The sequence below is a fragment of the Brevundimonas albigilva genome, from assembly GCF_023503965.1.
Classification (GTDB): Bacteria; Pseudomonadota; Alphaproteobacteria; order Caulobacterales; family Caulobacteraceae; genus Brevundimonas; species Brevundimonas albigilva.
In genome coordinates, this window is sequence record NZ_CP097298.1 from 950985 (window position 1) to 974103 (window position 23119).

11 protein-coding genes, 1 tRNA gene and 4 pseudogenes are annotated in these 23119 nt (G+C 71.4%); 10 read left to right on the top strand and 6 right to left on the bottom strand.

Going from position 1 to position 23119, the window contains the following annotated elements:
- Positions 1 to 31: 31 nt before the first annotated feature.
- A complete protein-coding gene (locus tag MU852_RS05015; RefSeq protein ID WP_249751271.1) occupies positions 32 to 1183 on the bottom strand; it encodes a beta-ketoacyl-ACP synthase III in 1152 nt (383 codons plus the stop codon).
- 109 nt (positions 1184 to 1292) lie between these two features.
- Entirely contained in the window at positions 1293 to 3347 is a 2055-nt protein-coding gene (locus MU852_RS05020) for a capsule polysaccharide biogenesis protein (protein ID WP_249751272.1), read from the bottom strand.
- A 237-nt stretch (positions 3348 to 3584) separates the two neighbouring features.
- On the opposite strand from MU852_RS05020, the gene tgt reads away from it, so the two are divergent.
- A complete protein-coding gene (gene tgt / locus MU852_RS05025) occupies positions 3585 to 4736 on the top strand; it encodes a tRNA guanosine(34) transglycosylase Tgt (protein ID WP_430641193.1) in 1152 nt (383 codons plus the stop codon).
- A 689-nt stretch (positions 4737 to 5425) separates the two neighbouring features.
- On the opposite strand, the gene MU852_RS05030 is transcribed toward tgt, so the two are convergent.
- The 3 genes from MU852_RS05030 to MU852_RS05040 all read right to left on the bottom strand — a co-directional run bounded on the left by MU852_RS05030 (position 5426) and on the right by MU852_RS05040 (position 6972).
- Positions 5426 to 5971, bottom strand: a complete 546-nt coding sequence (locus tag MU852_RS05030; RefSeq protein ID WP_249751274.1) for a hypothetical protein — start codon at positions 5969 to 5971, stop codon at positions 5426 to 5428.
- A gap of 31 nt (positions 5972 to 6002) precedes the next feature.
- Positions 6003 to 6872 (bottom strand): ROK family protein, encoded by an 870-nt coding sequence (locus tag MU852_RS05035; protein ID WP_249751275.1) that lies wholly within the window; start codon positions 6870 to 6872, stop codon positions 6003 to 6005.
- Positions 6873 to 6895: 23 nt separating this feature from the next.
- Positions 6896 to 6972: transfer RNA gene (locus MU852_RS05040), tRNA-Lys, on the bottom strand.
- 152 nt (positions 6973 to 7124) lie between these two features.
- On the opposite strand from MU852_RS05040, the pseudogene MU852_RS05045 reads away from it, so the two are divergent.
- From MU852_RS05045 to MU852_RS05060, 4 genes and pseudogenes are all read left to right on the top strand, one after another.
- A pseudogene (locus MU852_RS05045) lies at positions 7125 to 8137 on the top strand (CaiB/BaiF CoA transferase family protein).
- 74 nt (positions 8138 to 8211) lie between these two features.
- The gene (locus MU852_RS05050; protein WP_249751276.1) at positions 8212 to 8478 is read left to right on the top strand and encodes a hypothetical protein; all 267 of its coding nucleotides are present in this window, start codon (positions 8212 to 8214) and stop codon (positions 8476 to 8478) included.
- A gap of 79 nt (positions 8479 to 8557) precedes the next feature.
- A complete protein-coding gene (locus MU852_RS05055; protein WP_249751277.1) occupies positions 8558 to 10384 on the top strand; it encodes an autotransporter assembly complex protein TamA in 1827 nt (608 codons plus the stop codon).
- 2905 nt (positions 10385 to 13289) lie between these two features.
- Positions 13290 to 14604, top strand: a pseudogene (locus MU852_RS05060) (translocation/assembly module TamB domain-containing protein).
- On the opposite strand, the gene arsC reads toward MU852_RS05060, so the two are convergent.
- On the bottom strand, positions 14601 to 14942 hold the full coding sequence (gene arsC / locus MU852_RS05065) for an arsenate reductase (glutaredoxin) (protein WP_249751278.1): 342 nt from the start codon (positions 14940 to 14942) through the stop codon (positions 14601 to 14603). The pseudogene MU852_RS05060 and the gene arsC overlap by 4 nt on opposite strands.
- Positions 14943 to 15104: 162 nt before the next feature.
- On the opposite strand from arsC, the gene MU852_RS05070 reads away from it, so the two are divergent.
- The 5 genes and pseudogenes from MU852_RS05070 (at position 15105) to katG (ending at position 23034) form a co-directional block, all read left to right on the top strand.
- A complete protein-coding gene (locus tag MU852_RS05070; RefSeq protein WP_249751279.1) occupies positions 15105 to 16358 on the top strand; it encodes a hydrolase in 1254 nt (417 codons plus the stop codon).
- Between the two features lie 173 nt (positions 16359 to 16531).
- Positions 16532 to 17541, top strand: a pseudogene (locus MU852_RS05075) (arginine N-succinyltransferase).
- A gap of 207 nt (positions 17542 to 17748) precedes the next feature.
- On the top strand, positions 17749 to 19167 hold the full coding sequence (astD, locus tag MU852_RS05080) for a succinylglutamate-semialdehyde dehydrogenase (protein WP_249751280.1): 1419 nt from the start codon (positions 17749 to 17751) through the stop codon (positions 19165 to 19167).
- Between the two features lie 180 nt (positions 19168 to 19347).
- Positions 19348 to 20682, top strand: a complete 1335-nt coding sequence (gene astB / locus MU852_RS05085) for an N-succinylarginine dihydrolase (RefSeq protein WP_249751281.1) — start codon at positions 19348 to 19350, stop codon at positions 20680 to 20682.
- Between the two features lie 126 nt (positions 20683 to 20808).
- Positions 20809 to 23034 (top strand): annotated as a pseudogene (gene katG, locus MU852_RS05090) (catalase/peroxidase HPI).
- Positions 23035 to 23119: the final 85 nt, after the last annotated feature.

The window sequence follows — 23119 nt, forward strand, 5'->3', positions numbered from 1 at the left end:
CTTTCCGGCCCGTTAACCCCCGCGCCGCGCCTCAGCCCCGCTTCCTGACGAACACCGTGCCCGCCGAATAGCCCGCGCCGAAGCTGCAGATCAGGCCCGTCTCGCCCGGCGCGAAGCCGTCGTTGTGCAGGTGGAAGGCGATGATCGACCCGGCCGAGGAGGTGTTGGCGTAGTCGTCCAGGATGATGACGTTCTCTTCCGGCGACGGCTCGCGGCCCAGCACCTTCTTGCCGATCAGGGTGTTCATGTTGATGTTGGCCTGGTGCAGCCACAGCCGCTTCAGGCCCTGCGGCTCCAGCCCCAGCTCGCCGGCGTGATCGACGATCATGTCCGACACCATCGGCACCACGTCCTTGAACACCTTGCGGCCCTGCTGGACGAACAGCTTGTCGTTCTGCACCGCGCCGTCGAACGCCGGCGTATCCAGGTGGGCGGTGTCGCGCGCGTTGCGGTTCAGGAAGCCGAAGTTGTTGCGGATGTTGTTCGAGAACACCGTCTTCAGCCGCGTCCCCAGCACGTCCCAGCCGCCCGGCCCGGCCGTCTCCGACGATTCCACGATCACCGCCGTCGCCACGTCGCCGAAAATGAAGTGGCTGTCCCGGTCGGTGAAGTTCAGGTGCGCCGAACAGATTTCCGGATTGACCATCAGCACGGCCTTGACCGATCCGCCGGCGATGAAGTCCGCCGCCGTCTTGACGCCGAAGGTCGCCGACGAACAGGCCACGTTCATGTCGAAGGCGAAGCCCTCGATGCCCAGCGCCTGCTGCACCTCGATGGCCATGGCCGGATAGGGGCGCTGCATGTTGGACGCCGCGCACAGCACCGCCCCGATCTCGCTGACCGGCTTGCCCCAGGCCTCGATCGCCTGGCGCGCGGCCTTGACCGCCATCTCGGCCAGGATCGACAGTTCGTCGTTCGACCGCTCGGCCAGGTTCGGCGCCATGCGCGCGGGGTCGATGATCCCGGACTTGTCCAGCACATAGCGGCTCTTGATGCCCGAGGCCTTCTCGATGAACTCGACCGAGGAATGGGTCTTGGGCTCCAGCTCGCCGGCGGCGACGGCCTCGGCGTGCTCGGCGTTCCAGCCGTCGGCCCAGGCGTTGTAGGCCGTGACCAGTTCGGCGTTGGACACCGACTGTTCGGGGGTGAAGAGGCCGGTGGCGGCGATGACGGCGTGAGACACTGTTCTTTTCCTATCGCTCGGCGCGCGGCGCCTCGCTGCTTGAGGAAACGGCTTCCTATCGCGCGGCGCGCGGCGCCCGCTTCAGAAGTGCGTTTCCTATCCGAACGCGTCAATAGGACGGCGGCGGCGTCCGGTCGAGACTGGCCATCACGCCGGTCGCCCATCGACGCACCCGCCCGCGCGGCGCCGCCGGGGCCGGCTGGTCGCGCGCGGCGATCAGGGCGGCGACCAGATCCTCGGCCTCGCACGGCCAGCCCTGGGGCGTGACATAGACCGGATAGGCGATCAGCGCCGCATGGATCAGATCCTCGACCGACGCCCGGCGCGTGCGCCGCTCGAACCCCAGCCGGTCCTCCGTCAGCCCCCAGCCGGCATAGAACGGCCGCCCGTAAACCGACACGGCCTTGCCCCGCATCAACGCCTCGAACCCCGTCAGCGAGGTCAGCGTCGCCACCCGCGTGCAGGCCGCCAGGCAGTCGATGATGTCCAGCCCGTCCGCCGTCGCGTCCACCGCCGCCAGCGCCCCCGCCTCCAGCCTTCCGGGCCGGTTGCCCGCCAGCACGTCGGGATGGTTGCGATAGACCAGGAAGGCGTCCGGATGATCCGCCCGCGCCGCCGCCACCAGGGCCGAGTTGGTGTTCAGGTCCGGCGCGCAGCCCTTCAGGATCGACTTGTCGTTCTCGACCTGGCCGACGACCAGCACCACCTCGCGGTCGCTGGGCCAGCCCTCCGGCGCCCGGCCCGTCAGATTGTATTTCGACAGTCCCGCCTCGACCACGCTGCGCCCCAGCGCCGCCGCCCGCGCCCGCTGCGCCGGGCTCAACTGCGTCGTCTCGATCAGCGTCTCCAGCCGCGACGGCCGGCTCGGGTCGTAATAGACCCCCTGGTCGTCCAGGGCGACCGACAGCGCGCCGACGAAATCCGACCCCAGCCCGCGCGAGCGGATGAAGCCGTCCTCCATCCGCACCGTCGGCCCGTCGAAGTTCTCGGCCGCCCGCCGGATCGCCTCGCTCTCCTTGCCGGCCCACCAGATCAGCCGGCCGCCCGTGCGCCGGGCGTGCGCCGCCGCCGCCTTCGCCCGCCAGAAATAGCGCATCCGCGCCTTGGGCGCGTTCAGCAGCCGCCGCACCGGCGGCCGCTTGGCCGGGGCGAAGCCGACCGCCGCCCAGTCCCCCGCCAGCCGATCCGCCCGGTCCCTCAAGGCGACCAGCCGCTCCAGCGCCTCTTCCGCCTCGCAGCGCCGCCCCGTCGTCGGATCGACATAGCGGCTGTAGGCGATCAGGGCCGCGGCCGCGACCGTCTCCAGGTCCCGCGCCGCGCCGCGCCGTCCGGTGTCGACCGCATCCGTCGTCAGCCCCCATCCCGAATAGAAGGGCGCGCCGAAGCACCTGACCGGCAGCCCGCGCATCAGCGCCTCGAACCCCAGGGCCGAGGTCACGCAATAGACGGCGTCCACCGCCGCCAGCATCTCCGCCGGCCGCACGTCGGCGTCGATCAGCGTGACGCCTTCCAGATCCATGATGCAGCCCTGTTTGCGCCCCGCCGCCACGGCCGGATGCCGCTTGACGATCAGCTGCGCGTCCGGCTCGTCCCGCCGCGCCGCCCGCATCATCTCGGCGAAGCTTTCGGTCGAGGCCAGCCCATAGCCGATCGAGGCGTCGCCCAGCGTCTGGTCCACGATCAGCACCCGCCGTCCAGGCTTCAGCAGCGCCGCATCCAGCGGTCCGCCCATGTTGGTCTTGGACAGCCCGGTCTCGACGATCCGGTCGATCAGCCGTCGCGCCCGCGCCCGCACGCCTGCGTCGCACCAGGCGTCGGCCTCGACGATCAGCCGCTCCAGCCGGCTGGGCCGCGTCGCATCGTAATAGACCCCCAGGTCGTCGACGATCAGGCTCAGGCTCGTCGCCCCCGCCTCGCCGATGCCGACCGAGCGCAGAAAGCCGTCCTCCAGCGCCACATAGGGCCGGCCGGTCTTGGCCGCCCAGCGCCGCCCCGCCGCCGCCGTCGGCTTCATGCCCCAGCCCAGCACGGCCTTCACGTCTCCGCCGGGCGTCCGGCGCAGGTCGTATTCGGGCAGGAAGGCCTTCAGGAAAGGAACCCTCAGCACCCCCGGCGCGCACACCCAGGCGGGCGTCAGATACGGATTGGCGGCGTCCTGCGGCAAGGCGTGTCCCGATCGGCGAAGCGGCGATCCTTAGGACGGTTGCAAGTCCTCCGCCAGCATCCCTTCCTTATCGTCATTCCGGGGCGTCCGAAGGACGAACCCGGAACCCAGGAGGATATTTGCGGCGCCGGAAGCTCCAACATCGCGAATGCGGCCCTGGGTTCCGGGTTCCTCGCTTCGCTCAGCCCCGGAATGACGGGTATTGGTCGGGGCGTGACACGGCCGCCGTAATCGGTCATGTCCCCCGCTCGCTTTTCCGAGACCCTTCCGATGCCCTTCCCGTTCGAGATCGCCGCCGTCGAGGGCCGCGCCCGCACCGGCGTGCTGCAGACCCCGCGCGGCGACATCCGCACCCCCGCCTTCATGCCGGTCGGCACCGCCGCCACGGTCAAGGCCCTGACCGTCGATCAGGTCAAGGCGACCGGCGCCGACATCCTGTTGGGCAACACCTATCACCACCTGATGCTGCGCCCCGGTCCGGAGCGGATGGAGCGGCTGGGCGGCCTTCACACCTTCATGGGCTGGGACAAGCCGATCCTGACCGACTCGGGCGGCTTCCAGGTCATGTCCCTGGCCGGCATCTCCAAGCTGACCGAGAACGCCGTCACCTTCTCCAGCCACATCGACGGCTCCAAGCACGAGCTGACGCCCGAACGCTCCATCGAGATCCAGGCCGACCGCATCGGCGCCGACATCTCCATGCAGCTGGACCAGTGCGTCGCCTATCCCGCCGAGAAGGACGCGGCGAAGAAGGCGATGGAGCTGTCGATCCGCTGGGGCGCGCGCTCCAAGGCCCGCTTCGGCCAGCGCGCGACCCAGGCCCTGTTCGGCATCCAGCAGGGCTCCACCTTCGAGGACCTGCGCCGCCAGTCCTCAGAACAGCTTCAGGAGATCGGCTTCGACGGCTACGCCATCGGCGGCCTGGCCGTGGGCGAGGGCCACCAGGCCATGTGCGAGGTGCTGGACTACGCCCCCGAATTCCTGCCCGCCGACCGGCCCCGCTATCTGATGGGCGTCGGCAAGCCGGTCGACCTGGTCGAGGCGGTATATCGCGGCGTCGACATGTTCGACTGCGTCCTGCCCACCCGCGCCGGCCGCCACGGCCAGGCCTGGACCTGGGACGGCCCGCTGAACCTGAAGAACGCCCGCTTCGCCGAGGACCAGGACCCGCTGGACCCGACCCTGCCCTGCCCGGCTTCGTCCGGCTATTCCAAGGCCTATCTGCACCACCTGATCCGCGCCGACGAGATCCTCGGCAAGGTGCTGCTCAGCTGGCACAACATCGCCTTCTACCAGGCCCTCACCGCCGCCATGCGCGCCGCCATCGCCGAGAGCCGGTTCGAAGCCTTCCGCCGCGACTTCCACGCCCGGCACGCCTCGAACGGGTGACGTCGCGTCTGTCTCCCCGTCGCGCAACGACGAGAGGAGACGGCGAACCGCCCCTTTCGTCATCCTCGCCCTCGTGGCGAGGATCCAGACTCCCGGTGTCCAACGATTGGGCGCGCTGCGGCGAAACCGGGAGTCTGGATCCCAGGGACAAGCCCTGGGATGACGGGTTTGGAGGACGGCGGGAATGCGAGATTGAATCCGCTAAGTATCCTATTGCCGCTGCCTCGACCGCAACGATTCCAACGGCTTGCCGGATTCTCGCCCCCTCCAGCCCGCCTGAGCTGCAAACCGTGCCATGCTTTTCTCGTCCCGTCGCACCGGAGGGCTCGTAAGGCCTGCGACCTTGCGGCGGCGGGAGCGGAGGAAGCGGGGGCGGGTCTGCAACGACCCGCGCCGCCTCGCCGGCCGGCGCACCGGACGCGCGAGGCGGAGGGTCGAGGGGGATACTCGGCCGCACCCGGACGGGGTTTCGCAGACCCCGCCGGCCCGCCGCAGGCTTATGGGGTTAGGCGATAAGACCGCCACCACTCGGCGCCCCGAGCTTGCAGGCCAATCCTTCGCGCGGAGCGTCCAGCCTTCGTCGAAACGGTACTCACATCTCAGAACTCCGGGCGAAGGCCCGGCGCTCCGCCCAGCCCTCCTTCTCAACGCCCCGGCTCCGTCGCGGCGCGCGTCGTCGCGCCCGGGCGTCAGTGCGGCCTCGGCCGGAACCAGCTGGGCGCGGCCGGCGGGGCGCAGTTGCGCTGCATCCCGACGCCTTTCAGAAAGGCCCGGCGCATCCGGCCCGCCTGGATGGCGGCCTGGACCTGGCGGCTGTGCTGCTCGGCGCCGCTCAGGCGTCGGATCCAGCTTCGGCCCGGAATGAAGTCGGTCGTGGTGTCGCGAATGGCGTCCAGCGTCGCCTTGGCGGCCGCATCGGCGGCGCGCTCGCTGAGGTAGGAGCCGTCCTGGCGGGGCGGCTCGTCCGTGTCCGGCCCCAGCGCCTCGTCCAGGCGCGCCACCTCGGCGCCGACGGTCGTGCACTGGTTCAGATTGCGCAGGTCGTAGGGGTTCGCCTGAGCCTGCAGCAGCACGATCGGGATCGGCTGCTGGCGCAGGTTCAGGTCCTCTAACGGGGCCGAGACCGCCGCGCCGAACCCCGCGCCGACCTGCTCGACCCCGCCAATGGCGGACCGGCCGGCGTTGCAACCCGCCAGCGCCAGCGGCGCGGCCAACAGACACAGAAGGCGCTTCATGCCGGGACTTGGACCATGCCTTGGAGGCCGTTCAAAGGCGCTTGACGTCGCGCGCCATCAGCAGGGCGCCCTCCAGCCCGGCGTGCTCCAGCGCCGCCGGGACCAGATAGCCCGCCGCCCCCATCACCACGGCCGAGCCGTAGCCGGCCACGGCCCGTCGCGCGGCGGTCTCGACCTCGGCCAGCAGGCCCGGCGTCGACATGACCCCGCCGCCGAACACGATCCGGTCCGGCGCCCAGGCGAAGACCAGCGCCGCCACCAGCTGGCCCAGATAGTCGGCCACGAAACCCCGCACCCCGGGCGCCGCTTCCAGCCGCCGTCCGGCCAGCCGCGCCTGGACCGCCGGTCCCGCGGCCAGGCCTTCGACGCAATCGTCGTGAAAGGGGCAGGCGCTGGCCTGGGCGTCGCCGGGCGCCCGGCGCACGGACAGATGGCCGATCTCGGGGTGCAGCGCCCCCTTCAGCGTACGGCCGTCCACGACCAGCCCGCCGCCGACGCCGGTTCCGACCGTCACATAGGCGACCGCCCGCGCGCCTCGGCCTGCGCCCAGCGCCGCCTCGGCCCGCGCCGCCGCATTGACGTCGGTGTCGACCGCATAGGGCGCGTCCAGCCGTTCGGACAGGGCGCGCGCCAGGTTGAAGCCGGCCCATCCCGGCTTGGGCGTCGGCAGCATCCGGCCGTAATCGTCCGACGCCGGGTCCGCGATCACCGGCCCGAAACTGGCCACGCCCAGCGCCGCGACCTCGCGATCGGCCACGGCGGCGACCAGCTGCTCCGCCGCGTCCTCGGGCCGGCCGGTGGGAAAGCGTCCCTCGTCCAGCGCGACGCCCGACGCATCGGCGATGCGCCAGACGATCTTGGTCCCGCCCGTCTCGACCGCGAGGAAGACAGGCTGGCTCATGGGCGCTCCGATGACGGGAGGAATGGTACGTCCCCTGGGACTCGAACCCAGGACCCCCTGATTAAAAGTCAGGTGCTCTAACCAGCTGAGCTAGGGACGCGCCGGCGGGCCGAAACGGCCGAAGGGCGCCTTCTGTTGCAATCCGCCCTTCCGGTCAAGGCCGCCGGTCGGTAGTCAAACGGGATGCAACCCCTCGCCGGCCTGCGCATCCTGGAATTCGACGGTCTGGGCCCCGTCACCTTCGCCGGCATGATGCTGGCCGACCTGGGCGCCGAGGTGCTGCGCCTGACCCGTTCGGCCTCGGCCGGGCCGGCGGTGTTCGACCAGGTGGGCGGGGCGGTCCTGCACCGCGGCCGTTCGGCGGTTCCGGTCGACCTGAAATCCGCGGCGGACCGCGACGGCGTCCTGGCCCTGGCCGCCTCGGCCGATGCGTGATCGAAGGCTTCCGCCCCGGCGTGATGGAGCGGCTGGGCTACGGCCCCGAGGCGCTGCAGGCCGCCAACCCCCGCCTGGTCTTCGGCCGCGTCACCGGCTGGGGCCAGCAGGGGCCGCTGGCGGATCAGGTCGGCCACGACCTGAACTACATCGGCCTCAGCGGCGTGCTGCACGCCATGGGGCCGGGCGACCGGCCGCCGGCGCCGCCGCTGAACCTGGTCGGCGACTATGGCGGCGGGGCCATGCTGCTGGTCGTCGGCGTCCTGGCCGCCCTGGTCGAGGCGCGCGCCACCGGTCGGGGCCGCGTCGTCGACGCCGCCATGACCGACGGCTCGGCCCTGCTGGGCGGCCTGTTCCACGCCCTGCGCGCCCAGGGCCTGTGGAGCGATCGGCGTGGCGTAAACCTGCTGGACGGCGGCGCGCCCTTCTACCGCTGCTACGCCTGCCGCGACGGCGGCTTCGTGGCCGTCGGCGCGCTGGAGCCCCGCTTCTACGCCGCCCTGCTGGCCGGACTTGCGATCGACCCGGCCGAGGCGCCCCAGCACGACGTCGCCGCCTGGCCCGCCCTGGCCGCGCGGTTCGAGGCCGCCTTCCTGACCCGCGACCGCGACGCCTGGGCGAGCCTCTTCTCCGGGACCGAGGCCTGCGTCACCCCGGTGCTGAGCTTGGCGGAGGCGCCGGACCATCCGCACAACCGGGCCAGACGAACCTTCCAGGACGGCCTGCCGGCCCCGGCGCCCCGCTTCGACGGCGTCCCGCCCGCCGCCCAGGCCGCCGGGGCCGACCTTTCGCTGCCCCAGGCCCTGGCCGCATGGTCCGTTCCGGGATGACCTCGACACGGTTCGACGCTATGGAACAGCGACGCCGCCGAAGCGTTGCAAGCCGGAAAGCCGGGGAATTTCTGATGATACGCTCAACTCTCGTTCTCGCCGCCGCGCTCGGCGCGCTGTCGTTGGCGGGCTGCGACGACTATCGCCAGGACGCCGCCGAAGCCCCCGAGGCCGCGCCGCCGCTGGAGGTCGCCCCCTCGGCCGAGGACGCCGCCGCGCCCGTCGTCGCCCCCGACGTCCAGGACCCCGCGCCCACCGCGCCGCCGGTCGACACCCTGCCGCCGGAGGAACGCTCGTCAGAGCAGACGGTCCAGCCCGAGAGCGAGACGCTCTTCTATTGATCCGCCCCGGGCGGCCGCACGGTTGCGGCCCCGCCCCGCCCGTTCGCGGCCCGTCCCGCGCTTTGACCAAGGTTCCCGCTTGAGCTTCAGGCCTGCCCTCATCGTCGCCGCCCTCGCCGCAGCGGCGGCCGCTTCGGACGCCTCGGCCGCGCCCCGCGCCCAAATTCGCGGCGATATCGATTCCGACCTCCGCGAGATGCTGGAGCGCGCGGTCGGCGAGGTCGACGACGCGCCCGAAAGCCGGTTCGAGGCGCGGCGCAACGCCCGCTCGGCCACGGAGTCGGCCGAGGCCCTGCTGCGCTCGGAAGGCTATTACCAGTCGGTGCTCGAAGACGTGGTGGAAGGCGACGACGCGCCCGTCGCCATCGTCTCGGTCGATCCCGGCCGCCGTTTCCTGCTGACCGACCCGACCATCGCCTGGATCGACCCGGCGCCCGACGCCCAATCCGCCGCCGCCGCCAAGGCCGCCATCGACCTGGAGGCCGGCGATCCGGGCCGCGCGGTCGACGTGATCGCGGGCGAAGGGCGGCTGGTGGCGCGACTGAGCCGCGACGGCTACGCCGACGCCAAGGCCGAGCCGCGCCGCGTGGTGGTCGACCACGCGACCTTCACCGTGGCGCCCGAATACCGGATCAATTCCGGCCGGCTGGTCCGGCTGGACGGCGTGCGGCTGCGCACGGGGGGGCGCACGAACCCCGAATGGGTCGCCGGCCTGGCGCCCTGGACCCAGGGCGACCGCTACGACCCGGAGCAGGTGGCGGAGCTGGAGCGTCGCCTGCTGGACACCGGCGTCTATGACGGCGTGACGGTGGCCCTGTCGCCGCTGGACCAGACCACCGACGACGGTCTTCGCCCGATCCTGGTCGCCCTGACCGACCGCCCCCGCTGGGTCCAGGAGGCGGGCGTGACCCTGTCCACCGCCCAGGCCACGGTCACGACCGGCCGCGCGGCCTCCAGCACGGGGGGATCCGCCATCGAAGGTCTGTGGACCTACTACAACCGCTTCGGCCGCGCCGACACCCTGGCCTTCCAGGCGCGCCTGGCGGACGTCGACAGCCGGCTGGGCGTCGACCTCAAGCTGCCCCACTGGCGGCGGCCGGCCCGGACGCTGGCCCTGGGCGCCGCCCTGGTCAACGAGGACACCGACGCCTACAGCCGCTTCGCGGGCGTCCTCTACGCCGACATCCGCCAGCGCGTGGGCAAGTCGTCCTGGTACAGCTACGGCCTGGGGCTGGACGTCGGCCACTACGACGAGCGCCGCTACGACCCCGTGACCCAGACGCCGCTCACCCTGAACCGCGACCTGGCCATCGTGACGGGCCGCGGCGGCTTCTACATGGACCGGTCCAACGATCCGCTGGATCCCACGTCCGGATTCCGCCTGACCGCCTCGGTCCAGCCCACGGCGGTCGCGGGCGAGGACACGGTGCTGTTCCTGCGCAGCGAGGGTCAGGCGACCGCCTACCTGCCTCTCCAGGACGACGCCCGCACCGTCCTGGCCGGCCGGGTCAAGATCGGCAGCATCATCGGCGGCGAGGAGCTGACCGTTCCGTCCGACCGCCTGTTCTACGCCGGCGGCGGCGGTTCGGTGCGCGGCTACGAATACCAGGGCGTCGGCCCGCGCCTGCCCGACAACACCCCGCGCGGCGGCCTCAGCCTGTTCGAGACCTCGCTGGAGGTCCGGCGCACGCTGTTCGGCGAATTCCAGGGCGTGGCCTTCGTCGACGGCGGCGCCGTCGGCTTCCAGGAGACGCCGAACCTCAGCAACATGCGCTACGCCGCCGGCCTGGGCGTGCGCTACAAGCTGCCCTTCGGCCCGATCCGCGCCGACATCGCCCTGCCGCTGAACAAGCGCGAGAGCGATCCGGGCTTCCAGATCTACATCAGCATCGGCCAGGCGTTTTGACCGACACTCCCCGCCCGAGCCCGAAGTCGTCGAAACGCCGAAGCAGGCGAAGAAGCGCCGCACGCGCCTGCAACTGGCCCTGCTGGTGCTGGGGTGCGTGCTGGGCGGCCTGGTCCTGCTGGTGGCCGCGGCCCTGTTCGGCGGCCGGCTGTACATCGTTTCGGACGCCGGGCGCGAGCTGGTGGCCGGCTTCGTCCAGGGCCAGAAGATCAGCCGCTACGGCCGCATCAACGTCGAGGGGCTGAAGGGCGACCTGTTCGACCACTTCACTCTGTCGCGCGTCACCGTCACCGACCGCGACGGCGTCTGGCTGGAGGCGCGCAACGTGCGCGTGGACTGGTCCTACTGGCCGCTGCTGACGCGCCGTTTCCACGCCACCGACATCAGCGCCGACGTCATCCGGCTGATCCGCCAGCCCGTGCTGGATCCGCCCAGCGGCGAGCCGCCCAGTCCCCAGGCCCTTTCCATCGACATCGACCGCTTCTCGGCCAATGTCGAACTGATGGAGGGCTTCTCCAAGGAATACGGCCGCTGGAGCCTGTCGGGCGACGCCGACATCCCGCGCCGCGGCGCCAAGTCCGCCAGCGTGAACGCCGCCAGCCTGAACCGCCCCGGCGATTTCCTGCGTCTGGCGGCGACCTTCGGCGGCAAGCTGGAGGACACCCGCCTGAACCTGCGCGCCAACGAGGCGCAGGGCGGTCCTTTGGCGGGCGCCCTGGGCTATTCGCCCGACCAGCCCTTCACCGCCGTCGCCGTGCTGAACGCCGACGTCGTCCACGCCGTGGTCCGCACCGGCCAGTTCACGCCTCTGACGGTGGACGGACGGTTCGGCAAGAAGGGCTCGCGCGTCTCGGGCTATTTCGACTTCAGCGGCTCGGACCTGCTGGCGCCGTTCGTCGAGCGGGTGGGCCGCACCGCCCGCTTCGGCTTCGCCACCGTGCCCGACGCCGACGACGACGGCTTCCAGGGCGTGGGCTGGAAGCTGGTGTCCGACAATGTCATGTCCCAGGCGCAGGGCCTGATCCGCCTGTCGGACCGCAGCTCGCCCCAGGGCGTGCGCCTGGAGATCGAGACCCCGTCGCTCAGCCGCCTGGTCGGCTCGGACGTCGCGGGGCCGACGGCCTATTCGGGCGTGTTCAAGGGCGACGCCCAGACCTGGACGCTCCAGGGCCAGGCCAGCCTGCTGAACGCCAACCTCGCCAGCTACCGCGCCACCCGCATCGCCGGCCCGATCAACATCCAGGTCCGCGACGGCCGCATGGACGTGGACGCCGACGTCCGCGCCAACGGCGGCTCCGGCGAGGGCGTCATCGGCGGCCTGCTGGGCGCCGCGCCGCGCGTCCAGATGGAGGCGGCGCGGATGAAGGACGGCGCCATCCTGCTGGAGAAGATCGACGCTCGGGGCCAGGGGCTGACCCTGACCGGCTCGGGCTCGCGCAATCTGCTGGGCGGGCTCAGCTTCCGCGGCGACGCCCGGATCACCGACGCCTCGCGCATCCTGCCGGACGCCAAGGGATCCTTCGGCGGTCCGATCCGCGCCGCCTCGGCCCGCACCGGCGCGCCCTGGGTTCTCAGCTTCGACGGCCGGGGCCGCGACCTGACGGTCGGCATGTCCGAGCTGGACCGACTGCTGGGCCGCACCCCGCGCCTGCAGCTGGCCGGCAAGTTCAACCAGGGCCGCATCGAGGTCGACAAGGGCGAACTGACCGGCGCCAACGGCCGCGCCGGCGCCAAGGGCCTGATCGAGACGGCCGGCCGTCTGCGGCTGGCGCTGGACTGGAACGCGCGCGGCCCGTTCGCGGCCGGCCCGGCCGAGATCGGCGGCGACATGAACGGGCGCGGCGCCCTGACCGGCACCCTGGCCCAGCCACGCGTCGACCTGACCGCCGGCTTCCAGAGCGTGACCGCCGGCGCCCTGACCCTGACCGACGCCGACCTGATCCTGAGCTTCCGCAAGGGGGCCGACGCCTCGGACGGCCGCATCACCGTCACCAGCGGCTCGAACTACGGCCCGGCGCGGGCGCAGGGGAACTTCTTCCTGGGCGGCGACCGCATCCGCCTGTCGGACCTGGACATCAACGCGGGGGGCGTCGCCGCCCAGGGCGCGATCGCCCTGTCGAACAACATCCCCTCCAGCGCCGACCTGACCTTCACCGCGCGCACCGGCGCCTTCCTGGCGTCGGGCGAGGCGAACGGCCGCATCCGCCTGACCGACGGCGGCGGCTCGGACAGCGCCGTCGTCGACGTCAGCGGGCGCAACGTCCGCCTGGCCGGCCAGGACTTCATCATCCGCACCCTGGACCTGGACGGACGCGGCACGTTGAACAACCTGCCCTTCACCCTGGCGCTGGACGTCGGCGGCGGCACGCCGGTCCAGTTCAACGGCTCGGGCGTCTATTCGCGCCGGGGCGAGGCCCAGACCCTGACTCTGCGCGGCGGCGGGCGCGTCCGCGAAGTGGCCTTCACCACCCGAAATCCCGCGACCGTCACCCTGGACGGAGCCAACCGTTCGACCCGCATCGATCTGGGCGTCGGCGGCGGCGTTCTGATGGCGGACCTGCGCCAGGACGCCCGCACGGCCGTGATCCAGGCCGACCTGACCAGCGTCGACCTGGCCTCCATCTCGCCGGATCTGCGCGGCCGCGCCACGGGCCGGCTGTCGCTGCGCGGCGCCGGCGACGACCTTTCGGGCTCGGCCAACGTCACCCTCCAGGGCCTGCGCAGCATCGACGCGCCGCGCGGCCTGTCGGTCGACGGCCAGGTCGACGCCACCCTGGTCGGCGACAGCCTGACCATCCGCGCCCAGGCCGTGGACGAGGGCGCCGTGCGCGCCTCGGCCAACGTCGTCCTGCCGGTCGAGACCTCGGCCGCGCCGCTGCGCCTGGCCATCGCCCGGACGCGCGAGATGTCGGGCCAGGTCTCCATCAACGGCCAGATCCAGCCCATCTGGGACCTGTTCCTGGGCGGCGAGCGCAGCCTGTCGGGTCAGGTGGACGGACAGGCGACCCTGGCGGGCACTCTGAACGCCCCGCGCATCAACGGCCGTTTCGACCTGGCGCAGGGCAGCTATCGCGAGAACGCGGTCGGCCTGGTGCTGGGCGACCTGACCCTGCGGACCGCCTTCGACGACACCACCGCGGTGATCGAGACCTTCTCGGCCAACGACGGCGCGGGCGGCACGGTGTCGGGCCAGGGGCGCGTCGGCCTGCGCCAGGGTTCGGGCTCCACCGCCCGTCTGGACCTGCGGCGGTTCCGCGTCATCGACAACGACATCGCCGAGGCTCGCGCCTCGGGCCCGATCACCATCGTGCGCGGCCAGGACGGCAACATCCAGCTGACCGGACAGATCAATGTCGACGAGGCCCGGATCGAGCCCGAAGTGCCCGGCGAGACCGGCATCGTCTCGATGGACGTGGTCGAGATCAAACCGCCCCGGCGGCGACCCGGTCGAGCCCGAACAGACGTCGCGCGGGCCGCAGATCGGCCTGGACATCGCCCTGCGCTCGACCGGCGGCAAGGTGCGCGTGACCGGCCGCGGCCTGAACGTGATCCTGGACGTCAACGCCCGGGTGCGCGGCACGGTGGCCCAGCCCCAGCTGACCGGCGCGGCCAATGTGGTGCGCGGCGACTACGAGTTCGCGGGCAAGCGCTTCGTCTTCGACGAGAACGGCCGCGTCACCCTGTCGACCGATCCCAGGCAGATCCGCCTCGATCTCTCGGCGGTGCGCGAGGACCCGGCCCTGACCGCCTCGATCGACGTCACCGGCACCGCGGCCGAGCCCAAGATCGCCCTGACCTCGACCCCCTCGCTGCCTCAGGACGAAATCCTGTCGCAGGTGCTGTTCGGCCGGTCCGCCTCGCAGCTGTCGGCCTTCGAGGCCGCCCAGCTGGCGGCGGGCGTCGCGGCCCTGGCGGGCGGAGGCGGCTTCGACGTGATCGGCAACCTGCGCGAACTGGCCGGCCTGGACCGACTGTCCTTCGGCGGCGAAGCCTCGGCCGTCACCGTGGCCGGCGGGCGCTACATCACCGATGACGTCTATCTGGAGGTCATCGGCGGCGGCGAAGGCGGGGCGGCGGTCAAGGTCGAATGGCAGCCGCGTCGCAACATCGCCGTCTCGTCCCAGTTCGGCGGCCAGGGCGACACCAGCCTGTCGATCCGCTGGCGCCGCGAGAGCCGCGAGGCCGGGGAACGCCGCGACCGTCGCCCGAACCGGCGCTAGAGGACGTCGAGCACCCGCTCGACCGGACGCCCGATCGCCGCCCTCTCGTCGGCCTCGACGATCGGGCGTTCGATCAGCACGGGGCTGGCCAACACGGCGGCCATGACGGCCTCGTCGTCGGCCTGGGCGTCCAGCAGCGCCTTGGCCTCGGCCTCCTTGCGCCGCAGCAGGCCGGCCAGGCCCAGGCCGGTCTTCGTCGCCAGCCGTTCCAGCGTGGACCGGTCCCATCCGGTCTTTAGATACTCGACCACGACCGGCTCGACGCCGTTGTCGCGCAGCAGCGCCAGGGCGTTGCGCGACGTGCCGCACTTGGGATTGTGATACAGGGTGACGGTCATCGGCGGCTCCTTCTGCGTCGCCCTTTAGCATTCGCCCCGCGATTCCCGCACGACCGCCTCGCTGCGCACGTTTCGTCCAAGATCGCCGAAGGGACGCCGCCGCCCGAGGCCGATTTTCGCTCGCCTTCACCTTTGCGGCGCGGGCGTCTAGGTTCGCCGCGCATGCGCATCCTTCCGACCGACCAAGCCGTCCTCGATCATGTCGCGGCGCGGCGTCAGGCCATCATCGGCCGCACCATCGACTGGGCCGACATCAACTCGGGCAGCCGCAACGCCGCCGGGCTGAACGCCGTGCTGGACGCGCTGGAGGCCGAGGCCCGGCGCCTGCCCGCCCAGGTCGAACGCATCCCCACCCAAGGCTCCGCCACCGTCGCCGACGACGGCTCTGTGCGAACCGAGGCGCACGCCGACGCCCTGAAGATCACCGCCCGGCCCAGCGCGCCGATCCAGGTCGTGCTGACCGGCCACTACGACACGGTCTTCGCCGCCGACAGCGGCTTCCAGACCGTCAGCACCCGCGCCGACGGCGCCCTGAACGGGCCGGGCGTGGCCGACATGAAGGGCGGGATCAGCGTGCTGCTGGCGGCGCTGGAGGCGTTCGAGACCCACCCCGGCCGTCACGGCGTCGGCTGGACCGTGCTGCTTAGCCCGGATGAAGAGATCGGCTCGCCCGCCTCGGCGCCGCTGCTGGCCGAACTGGGCGCACGCGGCCATCTGGGCCTGACCTACGAACCGGCCCTGGCGGACGGAACCCTGGCGGGGGCCAGGAAGGGCAGCGGCAACTACCACCTGATCGTCACGGGCCGGGCCGCCCACGCCGGCCGCGCCTTCGACGAGGGGCGCAACGCGGTGGCCGGCGCCGCCATGATCGCCGCCGAACTGCACGGGCTGAACGGCGGGCGCGAGGGCGTCACCGTCAATGTCGCCAAGATTTCGGGCGGCGGGCCGCTGAACGTCGTCGCCGACAACGCCGTGGTCCGCTTCAACGTGCGCGTGCCGGACAGGGCCGCCGCCGACTGGATCGACGCCCAGGTCCGCCGCATCGCCGCTGCGCCGCCGTTCGAGGGATTGACGCTGGACCTGCACGGCGGCTTCACCCGCCCGCCCAAGCCGATGGACGCCGCCCAGACCGCCCTGTTCGAGGCGGTCAGGCAAGCGGGCGCCCTGCTGGGCCAGGACATCGCCTGGAAAGCGTCGGGCGGGGTGTGCGAGGGCAACAATCTGCACGCCGCCGGCCTGCCCAACATCGACACCCTGGGCGTCCGCGGCGGCGACATTCATTCGGATCAGGAGTTCGCCTGGCCCGACAGCTTCGTCGAGCGCGCCCAGCTCAGCGCCCTGATCCTGTGCAAGGTCGCGTCGGGGGAAATCGACGCGGCCAAGCTGAAGTCCCTGCGGATGGAGACCCTGACTTGATCAACGCCGCCGACCGATCCTCCCCCGCGTCGCGGGGAGGAGGACCGCGCGCAGCGTGGTGGAGGGGGCGACCACGCCTCCGACGCCCGACGTCTGGTCCGCCCCCTCCACCACTTCGTGGTCCCCCCCCCGTTGCGCTACGCTCCACGGGGGAGGATCAAGGAACTCTCTGAATGCTCGTCGTCCGCCCCGCCGGCCCCGCCGATCTCGACAGCCTGCTGGAGCTGGCCATCCTGTCCGGCCCCGGCTTCACCAGCCTGCCTGAGGATCCCGACGTCCTGTCCGAACGGCTGGACCTGAGCCAGGCCAGCTTCCGCGGCGAGGTCGCCCCGCAGGAGGCCTGGTACACCCTGATGCTGGAGGACGCCTCCACCGCCGACATCGACGGCGTCGGCTCGGTCAAGGCGACGGTGGGCTTGAAGCGGCCCTTCTTCTCGTTCCGCGTCGTCAACAACACACCGTCCAGTCGCCCTCGCTGGGGGTGAAGCTGGATCACCAGACCCTGGTGCTGGTCAATGAATGCACGGGCTGGACCGAGGTCGGCTCGCTGTTCCTCAAGGCGGACCGCCGGAAGGGCGGCGCCGGTCGCCTGCTCAGCCAGTCGCGCTACATGCTGATCGGCGCCCAGCCGGACCTGTTCGCCGACACCGTGCTGGCCGAATTGCGCGGCGTCTTCACCCCGGACGGCGCCTGCCCCTTCTGGGACCATGTGGCGCACAAATTCTTCCCGATGGAGTTCGACGACGCCGACCGGATGACGGGCTCCACCGACAAGCAGTTCATCCTGGACCTGGCCCCGCGCCACCCGATCTACGTCGAACTGCTGCCCGAGCCCGCCCGCGCCGTGATCGGCAAGGTGCACCCGCAAGGGGTGCCCGCCATGGCCCTGCTGGAGAGCGAGGGCTTCCGCCCGAACGGCCTGGTCGACATCTTCGACGCGGGGCCGACCGTGTCGTGCCCGCGCGACATGATCCGCACCGTTCGCGACGCCCGCGCCCTGACCGTCGAGATCGCGACAGAGATCGAGGCCGAACTGCCCGCCCTGATCTCGACCGACAGCGTCGCCGGATTCCGCGCCGTGCGCGCCAAGGCCGACATCGAGGGCGACGCCGTGCGCCTGACCGCCGAGACGGCGGCCGCGCTCAAGGTCAAGGCCGGCGCGAGCGTGCGAGTGAAGACATGACCCGCACCTTCCGGCCCATCCCGGCGATAGCCGGGACCCAGTCCCTTGGTCCCGCGCTCGGCGGCTTGAAAGGTTCGTCACAACGGGCACAACGACTTGCACAAAGGACACAACGAAGTCGCACCACGCTCCACCCTCGTTGTGTTCGTTGTGATCCCGCTGTGCACGTTGTGATGACCCGCCTTCGGCGGAACGGAAAAAACTCACATGACCAGCTTCACCTCCACCGATCCCGCCACCGGCGCCGTCAACTGGCAGGGCCAGGCCGCCAGCCCGGCCCAGGTCCAGGCCGCCGTGGACGCCGCCCGCGCCGCCTTCCCCGACTGGGCCGACCGTCCGCGCCAGGACCGGATCGACGCGGTGAAGCGCTATCAGGCCGTGCTGAAGGATCGCGCGCCCCAGATCGCCGAGGCCATCAGCCGCGAGACCGGCAAACCGCTGTGGGAGACCAGGACCGAAGCCGCCGCCATGATCGGCAAGGTCGACATCTCCATCCGCGCCTATGACGAGCGCACCGGTGAACGCAGCAACGACACCGCCTTCGGCCGCGCGACCCTGCGTCACCGACCGCACGGCGTGGCGGCGGTGCTGGGCCCGTTCAACTTCCCCGGCCACCTGCCCAACGGCCATATCGTCCCGGCCCTGCTGGCGGGCGACACGGTCGTCTTCAAGCCGTCGGAAGAGACGCCCCTGGTCGGGCAGGTCATGGCCGAAGCCTTCGCCGCCGCCGACCTGCCCCACGGCGTCGTCAATGTCGTCCAGGGCGCGCGCGAAACCGGCGCGGCCCTGCTGGACGCCGGCATCGACGCCCTGATGTTCACCGGCTCGGGCGCGGCGGGCGCTTATTTCCGCAGGAAGTTCGCCGACGACCCGCACGTCATCCTGGCGCTGGAGTTGGGCGGCAACAATCCGCTGGTCGTCTGGGACGCGCAGGACGCCGAAGCGGTCGCCGGCGTCGTCGTCCAGTCCGCCTTCATCACCACCGGCCAGCGCTGCTCGTGCGCGCGCCGCCTGATCGTGCCGGAGGGCGCACAAGGCGACGCCGTCGTCGAGGCTGTCGCCGCCCTGTCCGACCGCCTGACCTTTGGCCCTTGGGACAGCGATCCCGAGCCCTACGCCGGGCCGCTGATCTCGGAGAAGGCGGCGCAGGCCGCACTTCAGGCGCTGCAGCAGCGCATCGACCTGGGCGCCAAGGTAATCCGCGCCTCGGGGCCGGTCGACAACCTGCCCGGCGCCTTCGTCCGACCCGCCATCATCGACGTGACCGGCCTGAACGTGCTGGACGAGGAGATGTTCGCCCCCTTCCTGCAGGTCATCCGCGTCCCGACCTTCGACGCGGCGATCCAGGCCGCCAACGCCACCCGCTATGGGCTATCGGCCGGTCTGGTCAGCGACGATCCGAAGAACTGGGACCGTTTCATCCGCCGCATCCGCGCCGGCGTGGTCAACTTCAACCGCCCGACCACGGGCGCCGCCGGCGACATGCCCTTCGGCGGCCTGGGCGCCAGCGGCAACCACCGCCCCAGCGCCTATTACGCCGCCGACTACTGCGCCTATCCGGTGGCGAGCTTCGAGGCCGACACGGTCGCCAACATCGAGGGCGAGATCAAGGGGCTGAGGGCGTGAAGGCGCTCTCGATTTCTCCCTCCCCTTTATGGGGAGGGTCGTCGCGCAGCGACGGGGTGGGGGCGGCCTGGCAAGGCCGCGCTGCTGGATACGAAACGGACCTGCGGAGTATCGCCTGGCCTTCCCCACCCGGCTTCGCTTCGCTCAGCCACCCTCCCCATAAAGGGGAGGGAGAATTTGGTGACCCCCGCCGTCGAAGCCAACGCCGACGGCCTGATCGGGCCGACGCACTCCTACGCCGGCCTGTCGCCGGGCAACCTCGCCTCCAGCCTGAACAAGGGCGAGGCGTCGAATCCGCGCGCGGCGGTGCTTCAGGGGCTCGACAAGATGAAGGCGCTGGCGGACCTGGGCCTGCCCCAGTTCGTCCTGCCGCCGCACGAGCGGCCGAACATCCCCTTCCTGCGCTCGCTGGGCTTTTGGGGCTCCGACGCCCAGGTGCTGGAGCGCGCCTGGAAAGCCGCGCCCAGCTTCGCCGCCGCCGCCTGTTCGGCCTCCCCCATGTGGGCCGCCAACGCCGCGACGGTGACGCCCAGCGCCGACGCCGCCGACGGCCGGGTCCACTTCACCCCCGCCAACCTGGTCACCAACCTGCATCGGTCGCTGGAGCATCAGCAGACCAAGCGGGCGCTGGACGCCCTGTTCCCCAACGCCGACCGGTTCGCCGTCCACGACGCCCTGCCGTCCGTCGCCCATCTGGCCGACGAGGGCGCCGCCAACCACGTCCGCCTGTGCGCCGAGCATGGGGCGCCGGGCGTCAACCTGCTGGTCTGGGGCCGCGAGGCCTATGAGCCGTGGGACGGCCGCTTTCCCGCCCGCCAGACCCGCGAGGCCTGCGAAGCCGTCGCCCGCCGTCACGGCGCGTCCGGCGTCGTCCTGGCCCAGCAGTCGCGCGCCGCCATCGACGGCGGGACCTTCCACAACGACGTGGTCTGCGTCGGCGCCCTGGACACCCTGTTCTTCCACGACCTGGCGTTCCAGGACACGGCCGCGACCCAGGACGCCATCCGCTGCGCCGCCGAGGGGTTCGAGCCGGTCTTCGTCGAGGTCTCCTCCGCCGACCTGCCGCTGGCCGACGCGATCGGTTCCTATCTCTTCAACTCGATGCTGATCCAGGTTCCGGGCGAGGATCGCCTGACCCTGATCTGCCCGACCGAGACCCGCGACAACGCCCGCAGCCATGCGGTCGCCCAGGGCCTGGCCGCTTCCAACGGCCCCATCGGCCGGGTCGAATACGTCGATGTGCGACAGTCGATGCGGAACGGCGGCGGCCCCGCCTGCCTGCGCCTGCGCGTCGTCCTCACCGAGGCCGAACTGGCGGCGACCAATCCCGGAATGCGGCTGACGGAAGAACTGCACGGCGCGCTCAGCGTCTGGGGCGCGACCTGGTACCGCGACCGGCTGGCCCCCGCCGACCTGGCGGACCCGCAGCTGCTGGTCGAAAGCCGGGGCGCGCTGGACGAACTGACGCAGATCCTGGGGCTGGGCGGAGGCTTCTACCCGTTCCAGCGCGCCTAGACCTCATAAGCTTAGCCTATGCCAACGAAAAGAATATAACGTTTAGACTATCGCCCGGCCTTTGATACCGTTCCTCCCTACAGGCGTCGGGGTCTTTCCGCGCGCCGGAGCCCTTGGGAGAGCGAAATGGACGGAAGCGACGAGAAACCTGCCGGCGGTTGCCCAGTGACGGGCGCGGGCGCCAAGCCCCCGTATCGCGCGGCCGCACCAATCGCGACTGGTGGCCCAACGCCCTGAACGTCAAGGTTCTGCACCAGAACGTCGACCCCGCCAATCCGATGGGGCCCGACTTCGATTACCGCGACGAGTTCCGCAAGCTGGACCTGAAGGCGATCAAGGCCGACCTGACCGCCCTGATGACCGACAGCCAGCCGTGGTGGCCGGCCGACTGGGGCCATTACGGCCCCTTCTTCATCCGCATGGCCTGGCACAGCGCCGGCACCTATCGCACCGCCGACGGGCGCGGCGGTTCCTCGTCGGGCACCCAGCGGTTCGCGCCGCTGAACAGCTGGCCGGACAACACCAACCTGGACAAGGCGCGCCGCCTGCTGTGGCCGATCAAGCAGAAGTACGGCAACCGCATCTCCTGGGCCGACCTGATGATCCTGACCGGCAACGTCGCCCTGGAGTCGATGGGCTTCAAGACCTTCGGCTTCGCCGGCGGGCGCGAGGACGTGTGGGAGCCGGAAGAGGACGTCTATTGGGGGTCCGAGGACGTCTGGCTGGCCGACAGCAAGCACGCCTCCAGCCGCTATTCCGGCGAGCGCGACCTGGAAAACCCGCTGGCGGCGGTCCAGATGGGCCTGATCTACGTCAATCCCGAAGGACCGGACGGCAATCCCGACCCGGCCGCCTCGGGCCGCGACATCCGCGACACCTTCGGCCGCATGGCCATGAACGACGAGGAGACGGTGGCCCTGGTCGCGGGCGGCCACACCTTCGGCAAATGCCACGGGGCCGGCGACGCACGCCTGATCGGGGCCGAGCCCGAGGGCGCCGATATCGCCGCGCAAGGGTTGGGCTGGCACTCGACCCACGGCACGGGCATGGGCGGACACACCATCACCTCTGGCATCGAGGGCGCCTGGACCCCTACCCCCACCCAGTGGGACATGAGCTATTTCGACACCTGTTCGGCCACGAGTGGGAACTGGTCAAGAGCCCCGCCGGCGCGCACCAGTGGCAGCCCAAGGAGCCCGAGGCCCAGACCCTGGTTCCCGACGCCCATGACGCCGCCAAGCGCAATCCGCCGATGATGACGACGGCGGACATGGCGCTGAGGGTCGACCCGATCTACGAGAAGATCTCGCGTCGCTTCCACCAGAACCCCGCCGAGTTCGCCGACGCCTTCGCCCGCGCCTGGTTCAAGCTGACCCACCGCGACATGGGGCCGGTCAGCCGCTACCTGGGCGAAGAGGCGCCGGCCGAGGTGCTGCTGTGGCAGGACCCGATCCCGGCGGCGGATCACGCCCTGATCGACGCCGGCGACATCGATGCGCTGAAGACCGACATCCTGGCGACCGGCCTGTCGGTGGCGGATCTGGTCAGCGTCGCCTGGGCCTCCGCCTCCACCTTCCGGGGCTCGGACAAGCGCGGCGGCGCCAACGGCGCTCGCATCCGCCTGTCGCCTCCAAGGATTGGGCCGCCAACGAGCCCGAGACCCTGGCCAGGGTGCTGAAGGCGCTGGAAGGCGTGCAGTCCGCCTTCAACGCCCGCGCAAACGGGGGCAAGGCGGTGTCCCTGGCCGACCTGATCGTGCTGGGCGGCACGGCGGCGGTCGAGAAGGCCGCCATCGACGCCGGCCATCCGGTCGAGGTCGTCTTCACCCCCGGCCGCACCGACGCCGCCCAGGCGGACACCGACGTCGAAAGCTTCGCCGTGCTGGAGCCGCTGGACGACGGCTTCCGCAACTATCACGGCCGCCGCTTCCGCCTGACCCAGGAGGAGCTGCTGGTCGACCGCGCCCAGTTGCTGACCCTGACGGCGCCCGAGATGACGGTGCTGGTCGGCGGCCTGCGCGCGCTGGGAGCCACCCACGGGCGGACGACCCTGGGCGTCTTCACCGACCGGCCGGGCGTGCTGACCAACGACTTCTTCGTCAACCTGCTGGAGATGCACACCGTCTGGAAGGCCAGGGACGAAACCGAGACGGTGTTCGAGGGCCACGACCGGGTCTCGGGCGAGCTGAAGTGGACCGGCACGCGCGCCGACCTGATCTTCGGCTCCAACTCCCAGCTGCGCGCCATCGCCGAGGCCTATGCGGCGGCCGACGCGCAGAAGAAGTTCGTGCGCGACTTCGCCCGCGCCTGGACCAAGGTGATGAACCTGGACCGCTTCGACCTGCTGAAGTGACGGCCTGACGCCAAGAACGATGGGCGCGGCGACATCGCCGCGCCCGCTGTCGTCAAGGATTCAGGCGCGGCGACCACAGCCGCGC